The 15,162-nt window shown below is 52.5% G+C and carries 13 protein-coding genes and 1 tRNA gene; 13 read left to right on the top strand and 1 reads right to left on the bottom strand.

Features of this window, described 5'->3' with window-relative positions; genetic code table 11:
• From mfd to HEQ60_RS01670, 12 genes are all read left to right on the top strand, one after another.
• Entirely contained in the window at positions 1 to 3,531 is a 3,531-nt protein-coding gene (mfd, locus tag HEQ60_RS01725) for a transcription-repair coupling factor (protein WP_322099267.1), read from the top strand.
• Positions 3,532 to 3,681: 150 nt separating this feature from the next.
• Entirely contained in the window at positions 3,682 to 4,302 is a 621-nt protein-coding gene (locus HEQ60_RS01720; protein WP_168068833.1) for a hypothetical protein, read from the top strand.
• A 116-nt stretch (positions 4,303 to 4,418) separates the two neighbouring features.
• Positions 4,419 to 4,495, top strand: a tRNA-Pro gene (locus HEQ60_RS01715).
• A 204-nt stretch (positions 4,496 to 4,699) separates the two neighbouring features.
• Positions 4,700 to 4,858, top strand: a complete 159-nt coding sequence (locus HEQ60_RS01710; RefSeq protein ID WP_168068831.1) for a hypothetical protein — start codon at positions 4,700 to 4,702, stop codon at positions 4,856 to 4,858.
• 82 nt (positions 4,859 to 4,940) lie between these two features.
• Positions 4,941 to 6,062: an ABC transporter ATP-binding protein gene (locus HEQ60_RS01705; protein ID WP_245183689.1), complete on the top strand. Its 1,122-nt coding sequence runs from the start codon at positions 4,941 to 4,943 to the stop codon at positions 6,060 to 6,062.
• Between the two features lie 108 nt (positions 6,063 to 6,170).
• A complete protein-coding gene (locus HEQ60_RS01700; RefSeq protein WP_168068829.1) occupies positions 6,171 to 6,443 on the top strand; it encodes a twin-arginine translocase TatA/TatE family subunit in 273 nt (90 codons plus the stop codon).
• Positions 6,444 to 6,456: 13 nt separating this feature from the next.
• On the top strand, positions 6,457 to 6,750 hold the full coding sequence (gene tatB / locus HEQ60_RS01695) for a Sec-independent protein translocase protein TatB (protein WP_168068827.1): 294 nt from the start codon (positions 6,457 to 6,459) through the stop codon (positions 6,748 to 6,750).
• A 17-nt stretch (positions 6,751 to 6,767) separates the two neighbouring features.
• Positions 6,768 to 7,613: a twin-arginine translocase subunit TatC gene (tatC, locus tag HEQ60_RS01690; protein WP_168068825.1), complete on the top strand. Its 846-nt coding sequence runs from the start codon at positions 6,768 to 6,770 to the stop codon at positions 7,611 to 7,613.
• A gap of 66 nt (positions 7,614 to 7,679) precedes the next feature.
• Positions 7,680 to 8,957, top strand: coding sequence for a serine--tRNA ligase (gene serS, locus HEQ60_RS01685; RefSeq protein ID WP_168068822.1), 1,278 nt, complete (start codon positions 7,680 to 7,682; stop codon positions 8,955 to 8,957).
• A complete protein-coding gene (gene surE, locus HEQ60_RS01680) occupies positions 8,950 to 9,735 on the top strand; it encodes a 5'/3'-nucleotidase SurE (protein WP_168068820.1) in 786 nt (261 codons plus the stop codon). The genes serS and surE overlap by 8 nt, the downstream gene beginning before the upstream one ends.
• The gene (locus HEQ60_RS01675; RefSeq protein ID WP_168068817.1) at positions 9,732 to 10,388 is read left to right on the top strand and encodes a protein-L-isoaspartate(D-aspartate) O-methyltransferase; all 657 of its coding nucleotides are present in this window, start codon (positions 9,732 to 9,734) and stop codon (positions 10,386 to 10,388) included. Before surE ends, HEQ60_RS01675 begins: the two co-directional genes overlap by 4 nt.
• A 38-nt stretch (positions 10,389 to 10,426) precedes the next feature.
• Positions 10,427 to 11,437: a M23 family metallopeptidase gene (locus tag HEQ60_RS01670; protein WP_168068814.1), complete on the top strand. Its 1,011-nt coding sequence runs from the start codon at positions 10,427 to 10,429 to the stop codon at positions 11,435 to 11,437.
• Between the two features lie 9 nt (positions 11,438 to 11,446).
• Here HEQ60_RS01670 and uvrA read toward each other — a convergent pair whose 3' ends face one another.
• Positions 11,447 to 14,290, bottom strand: a complete 2,844-nt coding sequence (gene uvrA, locus HEQ60_RS01665; protein WP_168068811.1) for an excinuclease ABC subunit UvrA — start codon at positions 14,288 to 14,290, stop codon at positions 11,447 to 11,449.
• Positions 14,291 to 14,478: 188 nt separating this feature from the next.
• Here uvrA and ssb point away from each other — a divergent pair, with 188 nt between their 5' ends.
• Entirely contained in the window at positions 14,479 to 15,015 is a 537-nt protein-coding gene (gene ssb, locus HEQ60_RS01660) for a single-stranded DNA-binding protein (protein ID WP_168068808.1), read from the top strand.
• The last annotated feature ends 147 nt before the right edge of the window (positions 15,016 to 15,162 follow it).

Raw genomic sequence — 15,162 nt, 5'->3', positions numbered from 1 at the left:
GTGACTGATTTCTCCTTTGCCCTTCAACGGATAGAAACCCTTGGTACCGGTCATCAGTCAACAGTCCACGGTCTGCCCGAGGGATACGATGCCCTTTTTCTGTCAAACCTTGCACGCGGCAACGCATACAGCGATGTCCTGCACATTTGCCGCGATGATGTGAGGTTGGCAACCCTTGCCGCCGAGGTTCGTTTTTTCGCCCCCGATCTTGATGTTCTGGTCTTCCCGGCTTGGGATTGCGTGCCATATGACCGCGTTTCACCCAGCGCAGACCTTGCTGCACAACGTACGGACACCTTGACCCGCCTGGCCGGGCCACATCCGGGCAAACCGCGTCTGGTTATTACAACCGTTGCTGCCGTCACCCAGCGGGTGCCGGGCAAGCGTGTTTTTAATGGCGCAGTCTTCCGTATCCTGACCGGGAAACGGCTGAATGTCGATGCCCTGATGGGGTATCTGGTGCGCAATGGTTACACCCGCTCCGGACAGGTCATGGAACCCGGGGAATATGCTGTACGAGGCGGCATTATTGATCTTTACCCCCCCGGTACAGGGGAACCACTGCGTCTTGATCTGTTCGGGGACGATGTAGATACCATCAGGACCTTTGATCCCCTGACGCAGCGCAGCACGGGTAATCTGGATGAGGTTCTCCTCAAGCCCATGTCCGAAGTCATCCTGACTGAAGATAGCATTGCCCGATTCCGGACCCGGTACCGGGAATTGTTCGGAGCGCCAGGCAAGGATGACCTGTTGTACGAGGCTGTTTCAGCCGGCAGAACCATGCAGGGAATAGAGCATTGGATGCCTCTGTTCCACGATGGGCTGGATACTCTTTTTGCCTATCTCCCCCAAGCTCTTGTGACCTGTGATCACCAGTTTGAGCAGGCGTGGGAAGCAAGGATTGCGCTGATCCGGGAATATTTTGACGCACGCATCAGTCTGAACAACCTGTCAGATAATGGCAATGGAACAGTTTATCACCCGATACGGCCAGAATGGCTGTTCATGGAACCAGATGAGTTTCCGCGATTGCTGAAAACAGTGCCGTCGTTGCTGTTTTCACCCTTTGCCGCACCAGACGTCGGGAGTGACTGTGTGGATGCTGGCGGCCGGCCAGGGCGTGATTTTGCCGATGTTCGTGCCCGCCATGGTGAAAATGTCTATGACGCTGTACGGGCACATATTGGCTTGGAGCAAGGGAAAGGGAATCGCGTTGTTATAGCTGCCCTGTCCCATGGATCACGAGACCGTCTGTCAGGTGTTTTACGCGATCACGGTGTCCAGAATCTTTCATGTCCTGATGACTGGGCGACAACTTGTAAACAGGCTGCTTCCTCTGTTCAGGTTGTTGTTTTGGGGCTTGATCACGGTTTTTCTGGCCCCGGTTTTGTCTTGGTAGCCGAGCAGGATATTCTGGGTGATCGTCTGGCGCGTCCTTCGACCCGCAAGCGACAGGGGAAAGCCGATGCCTTTATACGGGATGCCTCGGCCCTGGCGGAAGGGGATCTGGTTGTCCATGCCGAGCACGGCATTGGACGTTACGTAGGGCTTGAGAATCTGGATATTGGCGGTGCTGCCCACGATTGCCTTTGCTTGGTTTATGATGGTGGTGACAAGCTTTTTGTACCGGTTGAGAATATTGATGTACTAACCCGCTACGGATCAGAGCAGGGAGGTGTTTCCCTTGATCGGCTTGGAAGTCCGGCTTGGCAGTCCCGCAAGGCGCAGCTGAAACAGCGTATCCGTGACATGGCGGACCAGCTGATACAGGTTGCAGCCCAGCGTCAGCTGCGCGACGCGGATGTTCTGACGGTGCCGGATGGTCTTTTTGACGAATTCTGTGCCCGGTTCCCATACGCAGAAACGGACGATCAGCTGAAGGCCATAGCCGATACTCTGGATGATATGGCCAAGGGACGGCCGATGGATCGTCTGGTGTGTGGTGATGTTGGGTTTGGCAAAACCGAGGTTGCGCTTCGGGCAGCGTTTGTTGCGGCCATGAGCGGTACGCAGGTTGCTGTTGTTGTGCCAACAACACTTCTGGCACGCCAGCATTACCAGAATTTTATAGAGCGTTTCCGTGACATGCCCGTGCGCATTGCCCAGCTATCGCGTCTTGTTTCAGCAAAGGATGCAGCCCGTGTACGGGAAGAGCTGGAGAAGGGCACTCTTGATATCGTAATCGGCACGCATGCTGTTGTTTCCAAGTCTGTCAAGTTCCAGCGCCTGGGCCTCCTTATCGTCGATGAGGAGCAGCATTTTGGCGTTGCCCACAAGGAGCAGCTCAAGCAACTCAAGGCGGATGTGCACGTTTTGACTTTGTCTGCAACCCCTATTCCCCGCACATTACAGCTGGCGCTGACCGGCGTCCGTGAGCTGTCGCTGATTGCCACGCCACCGGTCGATCGACTGACAGTCCGTACTTTTGTCATGCCGTTTGATGGCGTCGTGATCCGCGAGGCAATCTTGCGTGAACGCTATAGGGGAGGGCAGAGCTTCTTTGTCTGTCCCCGCTTGGCTGATATTGACAGGGCTGTTGAGCAATTAAAGGTTCTTGTTCCCGAAGTACGAACTATTGTTGCCCATGGGCAGATGCCCGCCAGTCGTCTGGAAGAGGTCATGAAGTCTTTTGCAGACGGCGACTATGACATCCTTGTTGCCACCAACATTATCGAGAGCGGCCTCGATATGCCCCGGGTCAATACCATTATTATTCATCGGGCTGATATGTTCGGGCTTTCACAGCTGTATCAGCTGCGTGGTCGCGTGGGGCGTGGAAAGCAGCGAGGTTATGCTTATCTGACCCTGCCCCCCGGGCGCATTCTGGCACCAGCAGCCGAGAAGAGGCTGACCGTCATGCAGACCTTGGATACCTTGGGTGCTGGTTTCTCCCTAGCCTCACATGACATGGATATCCGGGGTGCCGGTAACCTGCTGGGTGACGAGCAATCAGGACATATCAAGGAAGTCGGGATCGAACTCTACCAGACCCTTTTGCAAGACGCCGTGGCAGCGGCCAGAAAAGGGGGAGGAAGCTCTGGAGAAGAAAGTCGCGATACCGGGTGGTCTCCGCAAATTAGTCTTGGGATCCCCGTCCTGCTTCCAGAGGAGTATGTCAAGGATTTGTCAGTGCGCCTTGGGTTGTATCGTCGTATTGCTGAATTGCAGACACCGGACGAGATTGAAAATCTGATGTCAGAGCTGGTGGACCGCTTCGGTCCCCTGCCACCTGAAGCACGTAATCTCCTGTCTGTCGTTGGCATCCGACAACTTTGCCTGCGTGCTCATATTGAGAAAGTTGATGCAGGTCCAAAGGGCGCTGTGCTAGCCCTACGTGGCAACACGTTCCCCAACCCTGAGGGTTTGGTGCGCTTCATCAGCCAGAACATTGCCTTGGTCAAGGTCAGGCCTGATCACAAAATTGTTTACATGCGCCACTGGCCGATGCCAGAGGATCGCATGGCCGGTCTTTATCAGCTCATGGAAAACTTGGCTAAGGTTGCCGAAGAAGCTACGGCCTGCTTATAGGCCAAAACAAAACAGACCAAGGCACACATTTTTTGCCTTGGTCTTTATTTTGCTATACCCGCCGCAAACATGCTACTTGCGCAACGAGCACCCCGGAATTTTCCGGTGTTTCTCCCTAAACTTGGGCTGCCCCGCGAAACAGGACGTCCCTTGCACGCAGAAAGATATGCGCTTGCGGCAGAGTTGTCACGTGCAAAACGCATGGCTATAAAGAAAAGTATGCATTTTTCCGGGATAAAAACAGCCTTTCCTGCTACTATTTTAGCTAGTTTGCATAGCCATAAGATGGTGAAAGGATCGGGTGTAATGTGGCGTGCGGTTTTATATGGCGGTTGCTTGCTTGTGTTCGCATGCCTGCCTTTATCCGTGTCGGCAGAGGAAGTGCGTCGATTCTGGACACTGGATGTTGACCCCGCAGCTTGTCGTTTACAGGCTGATTTGTCTTCTGGGGGCAGTGCCGATTATATCGCAGGCGTTGATGTGCATGGGCAACCCGTTATTCCGGCCGATGGCAATGAAGCGCAAGCCCTGAATCCTAGTCTGACGGGGAAGCATATTGCTATCGAGCTGGAAGCAAGCCTTGTGCGTCATTTTTCGCTCACTCCGCTTGCTGAGTCAAAAGGTTATATCGGAACGATAACTATAAAGAATCAAACCATTCTTCTGAATGGAAACCCGTTGAGTTATGGTGGCAAGGAGGCTCTTCGTGAAGCATGTCGGTATAATGAACAGCTGCATCGTGGAGCATCATCACCTAAGCCAGTTCGTTAAATGCGGAATGATCTGAAAAAATGACTGCGCGCATCATTCTGTGATTGCGTTTACGGTAAAGGGCCGATATATTCCGCCTCCCACACAGAGGCGGTTTCTGTATGGGTATTTGGTTTCGGAGCGTAGCGCAGCCTGGTAGCGCACTTGACTGGGGGTCAAGGGGTCGTGGGTTCGAATCCCGCCGCTCCGACCATGAAGCCAAAAATAAGAGAGCGCAGAATCATCGCGCGCCAAATCTCAGGAAAATAAAATACGCGTGCTGAGGCACTCTACAAAGCGTGTAGCCTTTCACGTAATTCCGTCTTTTCTTTGCTCCATTGCGGTCCTATAATGAATACGATCCGTTAACGTCATTGTTTCGGATGTGTCTGGTAGCGCTTTGTTGCAGTGGGGTCGCGTGATTGAGTTTCTGATTTTTGCCCTTGTGTTTACAGTGCCCTTCGATTTGGTCAGGCGTCGCACTGTCCGCCAGCAGCGTCGCTTGGAGGCTGCTTTCCTGCGTGCCCGATCCATGGAGCCGCCATATGGCCGCTTCTACTGGTTGTGCTGTCACTAAAAGTGCGCCACTCCTTGTTTATCCCGGTACAGCCCCGAAGCATCGGAAATGCCGGCGAGGTAGACTTTAGACCAAGGTCGTAATGCGTATCGAACCTGTACGTCCCGTTCGTTTCCGTCAATCTCCGTCAAAGGATAACGCGCGTTTGGCTATGGCTGATGTTTGCCATGCCTTTGAGGATAGCTTGGTGCTTGACGGTTTGTCCTTGAGCATTGGCGCGGGTGAGATTATGTGCCTGCTCGGCGCAAGCGGTTGTGGCAAAACAACGACCCTGCGCATTGCTGCTGGCCTCGAGAAACCATCGAGTGGAGAGGTCTGGATTAATGGGCACGCCATGCTGTCCCGCGAGGGGCGCATGATTCCACCGGAAAAGAGGGGTGTTGGGTTTTTGTTCCAAGACTATGCCTTGTTCCCTCACCTCAAGGTTCTCGATAACGTTACTTTTGGACTTCGCCACATCTCTGAACCCGACAAAGCGCGGCGCGCTCATGAAGCCTTGGAGCACGTGGGCATGGCGTCTTATGCCAGTTCCTGGCCTCATACCTTATCAGGCGGGCAGCAACAGCGCGTTGCCCTTGCCCGTGCTCTTGCGCCCAATCCCGCCCTTTTATTGTTGGATGAGCCATTCTCTGGCCTAGACCGCTACCTACGTGACCAAATCCGTGCCGAAACACTGACGATTCTGAAAGATCGCGGTATTTCGGCCCTAATGGTCACTCATGATCCGGAAGAGGCTATGTTTATGGCTGATGTACTCGCCCTGATGGACAAGGGGCGGATTATACAGTCCGGAACCCCGGCAGAGCTTTACAATCACCCATCCTCTGCCTTTGTCGCCCGATTCTTCTGCAACTTCAATCTGGTAAAAGGCCATGTTCTACGAGGTTCTGTTGAAACTCCGTTCGGTTTGGTTGATGCCCCGTACGGGACAGAGGAGGGCTCCTCTGTCGAGGTACTAATCCGTCCGGAAGCTATCCGGCTTATGTCGGTTGCCGATGGCGACTACCCCGCCTTTGTTGCCACTGTAATAGATAGCCGCATGCTTGGTAGGACCAGTTTGGTTTACATAAAGGCAGGGCCAGCAGCTTGCGCTGAACGTGTAGTGGCCCATGTGCGTGCACCGGGATCTTTTCTGCCACCGGCAGGGGAAGTGCTGTCCATATCCCTTGATAGATCCCAGACGTTTGTGTTTCCCTCCGTCTGATCATAGCCAAATCGGGGATGTTTCATTGCGGTACCGCAGGCTTTCTGCGATGATCCGCCATGTTGTATTGCCCGATGGTGGGCACATGTCTCCTGGAGAGTGGTAGTTATGGGTACTTTTAGTATCTGGCACTGGCTGGTTGTGCTGGCCATTGTTGTCGTTTTGTTTGGTGGTTCGGGTAAGATTTCACGTTTGATGGGTGACTTCGCCAAGGGAATCAATGCCTTCAAGAAGGGACTGGAAGAAGGAAAGTCCGTTCCCTCGGCCGATACACAGGATGTGACAAGTTCAGATTCAAGGCAGATCCAGAAGACTGAAGGGGAGTCAGCTTCACAGGCCGGACATGTCAATCGAGAGAAGAACCATTCTACGGGCATGTAGTGGATAAATACTTATGTTTGATCTGGCCTGGTCAGAGATTTTTCTTGTCGGGGTTGTTGCAGCACTTGTTCTTGGGCCAAGGGAAATACCTGGTGCCATGCATGCTTTTGCTCGTCTTGTACAAAAATTCCGGGCGGTCAGCCGTGAGTTTCGTCGCCATGTAGACGACATGATATACAATGCCGAAATTACTGACATGCAGGAGAAGGCAAGGCAGATGCGTCGGCAGATTCTTGATCCGGAAGAGGAAAAAAATAGTACATTGCCCGGAAAGAAAAGCCCCCCTTCTGGTGAAGCAGAGATATAAGATAGGCAGGGCACACAATGTACTCTTCCCCTTCACCAGATGAATTTCGTATGCCCCTGTTAGGGCATCTGATTGAATTGCGGCGCCGCATTTTACTGTGTGGTGCAGTTTTTATCCTGTCTTTTGCCGCATGTTACAGCATTGCAGACAGCATATACGGCTTCTTGATTCGCCCGTTGGCCGCCGTTATGGCTGAACTGGGTGGCTCGCAACGCATGATCTATACGGCTCTGACAGAAGCGTTTTTTACCTACATAAAAGTCGCAATGTTTGGTGCTGTCGTTCTCTCGTTTCCCTTCACCGCCTTTCAGCTTTGGCGCTTTGTGGCTCCGGGGCTTTATCGCCGTGAAAAACGGGCGTTTCTGCCAAGTCTGATTGCCTCGCCCCTGCTTTTTGCAGGTGGGGCGGCTCTTGTTTACTATTTTGTTATGCCCGTTGCCTGGCGCTTTCTGCTTGGTTTCCAGACCAGTGTTGAGCAAACCGTGCTGCCGGTGCAGCTTGAGGCCAAAATTGGAGAGTACTTGGATCTGGTCATGAAGCTGATCTTGGCATTTGGCTTCTGCTTCCAGCTTCCCGTTGTTCTTACGCTTCTGGCAAGGGCTGGGATGGTCTCGTCATCAGCGCTGGTTGCAAAAAGACGTTATGCCATTGTGGCTGTTTTTGCTGTTGCCGGTATTGTTACTCCACCCGATGTAATCAGTCAGATTGGCTTAGCCTTGCCCTTGCTGCTGCTTTACGAATGTTCGATCTGGTCAGCACGCTTGGTTGAAAGACATAGTGTGAATGATGATGAAGGTGACCCTGATCATTCTGATCCTATGCCAACCGGGAAGGGACCTGACGAGACCGATTTTAATGGCTGAAGTAGTGTAATTCCTGTATCTCTGCCAATTATTCGATATTGAAAACCATGCCTTGAGGTGTGCTGTATGCTTGACCTGAAATGGATCCGCGAAAATCCCGATGATCTTGACCGAGGGTTGCTCCGCCGTGGCAAGGGTGCCTTGTCTTCTGATATTCTGGAGGCAGACAGGCAGCTGCGTTCCCTCATGACATCGTTACAGGCTTTGCAGGCGCGTCGGAATGAAGTGTCCCGGGAAATAGGGATCATCCGCAAGGCTGGTAGCGATGCGGCCGTTCTCAGCGATGAGGTCGCTGATATCAAGAAACGCATGGCGGATATGGAAGCTGAGCATCAATCCTTGCAGGCCGCCCTTGATGATCTTCTGTACAGCCTGCCCAATATGCCGGATCCAGATGTGCCCGATGGGCGTGACGAAAATGATAATGTCGAGGTGCGTCGCTGGGGTATGCCTCGTAGTATGGACTTCACACCTCTGGAACATGATGCCTTGGGAACGTCCCTCGGGTTGATGGATTTCGAGTCTGCAGCCAGATTGTCTGGCGCTCGTTTCGTCGTCCTGAAGGGCGCCTTGTCGCGTTTGTCCCGTGCACTGGCCCAGTTCATGCTGGATACGCATACCGCTGACCACGGCTATACCGAACTGAATACGCCCGTCATGGTTCTGGATAATGCCCTGTATGGAACAGGTCAGCTTCCAAAGTTTGCCGAAGACCTGTTTCGTACAGAACAAGGGCACTGGCTTATTCCGACGGCTGAAGTCACCTTGACCAACATGGTTGCTGATCAGATTGTCGATCCGGCTTCGCTGCCACGGAGAATGACGGCGCACACACTGTGCTTCCGTTCCGAAGCCGGTGCAGCCGGCAAGGACACGCGGGGGATGATCCGCCAGCACCAGTTCGAAAAGGTTGAAATGGTGTCTATTACCCGGCCCGAGGATTCCGCCGATGAACTGGAACGCATGACTGTATGTGCAGAGAAAATTCTTCAGCGCCTTGGCTTGCCGTACCGGGTTGTTCTGCTCTGTGCCGGGGACATGGGGGCGGCCGCCCGCAAGACGTATGATCTTGAGGTCTGGCTGCCAGGACAGGGCCGTTACCGCGAAATTTCTTCGTGCTCAAATGTAGGGGATTTTCAGGCACGGCGTATGAAAGCCCGTTATAAGCCATCCGGAGACAAGGGGACGGAGTTTCTGCACACCCTGAATGGGTCGGGGTTGGCTGTTGGACGCACACTGGTTGCCGTTCTTGAAAACTATCAACAGGTAGACGGGAGTGTTATCGTCCCGGAAGCCTTGCGTCCTTATATGGGCGGCCTGGAGGTTATTTCCACTCATGCATGATTCTGTTTTTGATCTTTGCGGGAAACGCATTCTTGTTTCAAACGATGACGGTATTCATGGGCCTGGCCTTCAGGTTCTGATCCGCATTGCACGCTCTTTGTCCGATGATGTCTGGGTCGTTGTTCCTGATCAGGAACAAAGCGGCTCAGCCCATAGTCTAACATTGCACCATCCACTGCGTATCCAGTCTGTATCGACCAATGTATGGACTGTAAATGGCACGCCGACAGATTGTGTGCTGCTTGCTGTTAACCATTTAATGAAAGACAGGATGCCCGACTTGGTTCTGTCTGGCGTAAACCGGGGAGCCAATCTGGGCGAGGATGTAACATATTCAGGAACTGTCGCCGCTGCCATGGAAGGAACGCTTCTTGGTATTCCCTCCATAGCTTTGTCACAGGTCTTCAAGGACCAAGGGAATATTCATTGGGCAACAGCAGAAGCGTTCGGTCCCGGAATCATTGGACGTTTGATGACAAAGGGATGGCCGAAGAATGTCCTGATGAACGTGAACTTCCCTGATGCTTCTCCTTCCGGGGTAACGGGTGTTGAAGCCGTACGACAAGGAATACACAAGCTGGGAGATGATCTGGTCGAACGCCTTGATCCACGAGGAAGGCCCTATGTCTGGATAGGCGCCCAAAGACCCGTCGATCAGCCCGTACCCGGAACAGATGTGGAAGCCATCAGTCGTGGCGCCATAACGGTATCACCGCTATGCGTTGATTTTACGGATTATCATACGCTTGAAGAACTGTGTGCGCAGGTTCTCTCATGAGGGATGCGCGTACTGCCCGTTTGATCATGGACCTTCGGCAGGCCGGTATTACAGATACCCGCCTGCTGAAGGCTATCGAACTGGTACCGCGTAATCTTTTTGTCGATAGTACGCTGGAGACTGAAGCGTGGGAAGACCGCGCACTCCCTATCGGCTGTGGGCAAACCATTAGTCAGCCCCTTGTGGTTGCGGCAATGACCCAGGCTCTTGATACAAAAGAAGGGCATAAGGTCTTGGAAATCGGGACAGGCTCCGGGTATCAAGCTGCTGTTCTTGCCCGCCTGTGTCGGCGTGTTTATAGCTTGGAGCGGCACAGGGATCTTTATCTGGCGGCTGAAAAGCGGTTCGTATCTCTTGGGTTGTCAAACGTAACACCCCGTATAGGAGATGGTTGGCGCGGATGGCCCGAACAAGCTCCTTTCGATCGGATCATTGTGACAGCTGCGGCCTCCGAAGTCCCCGGTGCCTTGACTGAACAGCTTGCTCCATCGGGGGTTCTTGTCATTCCTGTTGGCCCGGAGTTTGGTATCCAGCAGCTCTGGCGTTACACGAAAGACCATGTTACGGGGTGCTTGAACGGAGAAATCCTGTTTCCTGTTCGTTTCGTCCCCATGCTTCAGGGAATTGGTAATCCCGGCCGCGTTCAGGCTTGATAGTGCCGGAAGGCATTTCTTTGGATTGTCGCGGGAGCATGAGTAGGCGTATTGTTCCTTTTATGAGACGCCCCTGTTCATTGCAATTATTTTACGTTGTCTTGCTTCTGCTGCTTCCTGTGATGACAGGTTGCGGTGGTGCCGAGCGTTTCAAGGCGCCTTGGGTATCATCTTCAAGTAAAGAGACAACAGGCCGCCTTGGTCGTACAAATGCAGACAAGACGCTTATTGTCTTGCGTGGCGATACCTTGTATGCACTTTCTCGACGCCACAAGATTCCCGTTCGTGTTCTTATTGCTGAAAATGATCTTAAACCACCTTATGTCCTTATCGCGGGACAAAAGCTGCATGTACCAGCCTCTCGGTGGTATACAGTTGCTCCCGGAGAAACCTTGGGCGTAATTGCAAGCCGCTATCGCCTTGGCGTAGATGATGTGGCTCAGAAAAATAATCTCTTCCCACCATATATTATTCGCACGGGACAGGTTCTTGTTCTTCCACCTGATGTGAAATCCCGGACGTCCTTACCGGTTCAGGTAGAGAAAGTAGCAGCACATACGCCTAATCGTTCGCCTCAGCCTAGAAAACAAGCCGGTATACGCGCTGCCTCTACAGAGAAAAGTACGTCACCAGACACAAGAGCATCTTCCCATGGCAGGCAAGCTTTTGTGTGGCCTGTTCAAGGCAAGATAGTTGGGAATTTTGGACCTGCGGGCAAGGGATTCAGGAATGATGGCATCAACATTGCAGCACCAGCGGGTACGCCTGTTCGTGCAGCAGACAAAGGGACGGTTGCTTATGCCGGAAATGGTATCAAGGGCTTTGGCAATCTTATTCTTGTAAAACACGAGGGAGGTTGGATGACAGCCTACGCTCATAGTTCCAATATTCTGGTACGTCGTGGTGATATTGTGCGGCGGGGGCAGACCATTGCCCGTATCGGGTCTACAGGCAATGTAAAACATCCGCAGCTTCATTTCGAAATCCGGAAGGGGTCTCAAGCGCTCGACCCCCAAGTCTACCTCCCAAAAATGGTTGCAGTCCGATAAACAGGGGGCTTATGACTTCACCCTACCTTTGATGAGATACGGAGCAAGATATTGGCCTGTATAGCTTTTACTTGTTTTTGCTACCGTTTCTGGCGTTCCTGCTGCAACGACATGGCCTCCTCCTGAACCACCCTCTGGACCCATATCTATAATCCAGTCCGCAGTTTTGATGACTTCGAGATTATGTTCGATTACAACAACTGTATTACCTTGGTGCACTAGTTCTTGCAGAACATGAAGAAGCTTTCTTACATCCTCAAAATGTAGACCTGTTGTTGGTTCATCCAAGATATACAACGTTCGTCCGGTCGCGCGACGGGAAAGCTCCTTTGATAGCTTGACCCGTTGGGCTTCACCACCCGACAGGGTAGTGGCCTGTTGTCCGATATGGATATACCCCAGTCCAACCCGGGACAGAAGTTTCATCTTGTCGCGGATAGATGGAACGGCTTGGAAAAAGTCAACAGCTTCTTCAACAGTCATCTCAAGAATATCTGCTATTGACTTGTTCTTATAGGTTACTTCCAGTGTCTCACGGTTGTATCTCTTTCCTTTGCACACATCACACGTGACATAGACATCGGGCAGAAAATGCATCTCTATCTTGATCAACCCGTCTCCTTGGCATGCCTCGCATCGTCCTCCCTTGACGTTGAAGCTGAAACGGCCAGGCTTGTAACCACGAGCTTTCGCTTCGGGAAGATTGGCGAACCAATCGCGAATAGGCGTAAAGGCACCGGTATATGTAGCAGGATTGGACCGGGGTGTTCTTCCAATTGGGGATTGATCTATATCAACAATCTTGTCAATATGGATTATCCCGTCGATGCGATCATGAGAGCCGGGCATCTCCCGCGATCCGTGAAGAGAACGGGCCAGTGCCTTGTAAAGCGTTTCAATGACAAGAGACGACTTGCCTCCTCCGGAAACACCGGTGACGCACGTAAATGTCCCTAGTGGGATTGTTACGTCAATGTTCTGAAGGTTATGGGTTCTGGCCCCTATGATTGTCAGGGCGTTCCCATTGCCGGGGCGCCTTGTATCCGGGATCGTGATGGATCTGGTCCCGGAAAGATAGTGCCCTGTCAAACTGTCCGGGTGCTTCATCACCTCATCAGGTGTACCGGCTGCAACAATCATTCCTCCGTTTACACCTGCTCCAGGACCCATATCAACCAAGTAGTCAGCTGTTCGTATAGCGTCTTCGTCATGTTCCACAACCAGGACAGTATTTCCCAGATCCCTCAGTCTGCGCAGGGTTTCAAGAAGGCGGTCGTTATCTCTCTGGTGAAGACCAATTGATGGCTCATCCAGAACGTACAACACACCGGTCAAGCCTGAACCAATCTGGGAAGCCAGTCGAATACGCTGGCTCTCGCCACCGGACAGGGTTCCCGACATTCTGGACAATGTTAAATACCCAAGCCCGACATTCCCCAGAAAGGTGAGGCGCTCGACAATTTCCTTCAGGATACGCGCAGCAATCTCCCGATCCTTTGTCGTCAAGTGCTGATCAAGGCTAGAGAACCAAGCAAGCGATTCAGCAATAGAAAGATCGCTGATGGCTGCAATATCAGACCCATGGACCCGTACAGCCAAGGCTTCAGGCTTGAGGCGGCGTCCACCACATGTTTCGCAAGGAGACGACGCCTGATAGCGGGACAGGTCATCGCGAACCTGCTGGCTCTCTGTTTCTCTCCACCGCCGTTCTATGCTTGGTATAATGCCCTCGAACGGACGCTCCACGCTATAGCGCCGCCGTCCGTCATGATAGGTCATGGCGACAGATGTACGACCAGATCCATACAAAAGAACAGCCCGTGCTGTTTCAGGAATTCTTTTCCACGGTATTTTCATATCTGTGCCACAGTGGGCAGCAACACTTTCAAGTGCCTGGGCATAGTAAGGTGATGGTTCTCCACCTGCCGACCAAGGAACAATGGCTCCCTCTGCCAAGGACAGAAGGGGATCAGGAATAATCAGCTCGGGATCAAAGTAAAGCTTGATTCCCAGGCCATCACACGCCGGGCAGGCACCAAACGGATTATTGAAAGAAAAAAGCCTTGGCTCAATTTCATCAATTGTAAAGCCGGAAACCGGGCAGGCAAATTTTGCGGAGAATGTCACTCTCTCGCCGCTTTCCGCATCTTCAACCCATACAAGACCGTCTGATAACTGAAGGGCCTGCTCCAGCGAGTCCGCAAGGCGTGTCTCTATCCCTTCACGAATAACCAGCCGGTCAACAACAACATCGATGTCATGCTTGGTTTTCTTGTTCAGGGAAGGGGATTCATCAATCAGGTACACGGATCCATCAATTTTTACCCGTTGGTACCCTTTCTTCTGGAGCTCCAGAATCTCTTTTTTGTACTCGCCCTTGCGCCCTCGTACAATTGGCGCCAGAAGGAGGATCTTCTTTCCTTGGGGCATCACAAGAATACGGTCAACCATTTGGCTGACGGTCTGGGATTCAATTGGCAGCCCCGTTGCCGGTGACCAAGGAACGCCGATGCGCGCCCATAAAAGGCGCATATAATCATAGATCTCGGTTACGGTCCCTACTGTTGAACGTGGATTGCGCGAAGTCGTCTTCTGTTCGATAGAGATGGCAGGCGACAAACCTTCAATGGAATCGACATCCGGTTTTTGCATCAATTCAAGGAACTGCCGGGCGTAGGCAGACAGGGATTCCACGTAGCGCCGCTGTCCTTCGGCATAAATCGTGTCAAAAGCCAACGATGATTTCCCCGATCCGGACAGACCGGTGATAACAACAAGCTTGTCGCGAGGCAGGGTTACATCAAGATTCTTCAGATTATGTTCACGGGCTCCGCGGATGCGTATTTCATGCATGGTATCAAGAACCTGATAGTCAACCGGGGGATGTTTCGGGACAAAAGTACATTCTTTGTTTCGCATATTTTGTACGGCTGTCAAAAACAAAAAGCGAACATCCGGCTGACTTTGGGTAAAAGCAGTCTTTTCCTTCCGGTCAGGGGGGGGTAGAGTTCGGCCACGTTACAAACAGGAGTACCCTTGCCATGGCAGGCAGTGTCAACAAAGTGATTCTAGTCGGCAATCTTGGTCGTGACCCCGAGGTCCGCAGCACACAAAACGGCCAGAAGATCATCAACATGACCGTTGCAACGTCCGAAAGCTGGAAAGATCGCCAGACCGGAGAGCGACGGGAAAAAACAGAATGGCACCGCGTTGTGATTTTTAACCCGAATCTGGGTGAAATTGCAGAACGTTATCTGCGGAAAGGGTCCAAGGTATACTTGGAGGGGCAGCTGCAAACCCGCAAGTGGACAGACCAGAATGGTCAGGAGCGCTATTCCACAGAGATTGTCCTGCAGGCCTACAGGGGTGAACTTACGCTGCTTGACAGCCGTTCCGGTGGTGGACAGGGTGGTGATATGCCGGTCATGGAAACAGCGGGCTTTGCGGGAGCGGACAGCACGCCGGGATATGGGTCATCACCGAGATTTGGTGGAAGCCCTGAGCCAAGCAGCCGACCTGGCGGTAGTAGTTGGGATACTGCTCCCCGCAATGATCTGGATGATGAAATTCCATTCTGATACTTTGGCACCCCTTCCTGGCTGGTTGATGATATCCGCCGGTGCCTTTTGTGTGGGCCCCGGTTGTCGGTCGGGAGCACCCTGTGCTACAGTTCCCTTCCTGTAGTTTCAGTTCATTGTCCCAATCTGCGGAACGGTAAATTTTGG

Origin of the sequence: Haematospirillum sp. H1815 (genome assembly GCF_012102705.1) — a bacterium.
Classification (GTDB): domain Bacteria; phylum Pseudomonadota; class Alphaproteobacteria; order Rhodospirillales; family Rhodospirillaceae; genus Haematospirillum.
The sequence above is the reverse complement of the archived record's forward strand: the minus strand, read 5'-3'. Positions and strand labels throughout refer to the sequence as shown.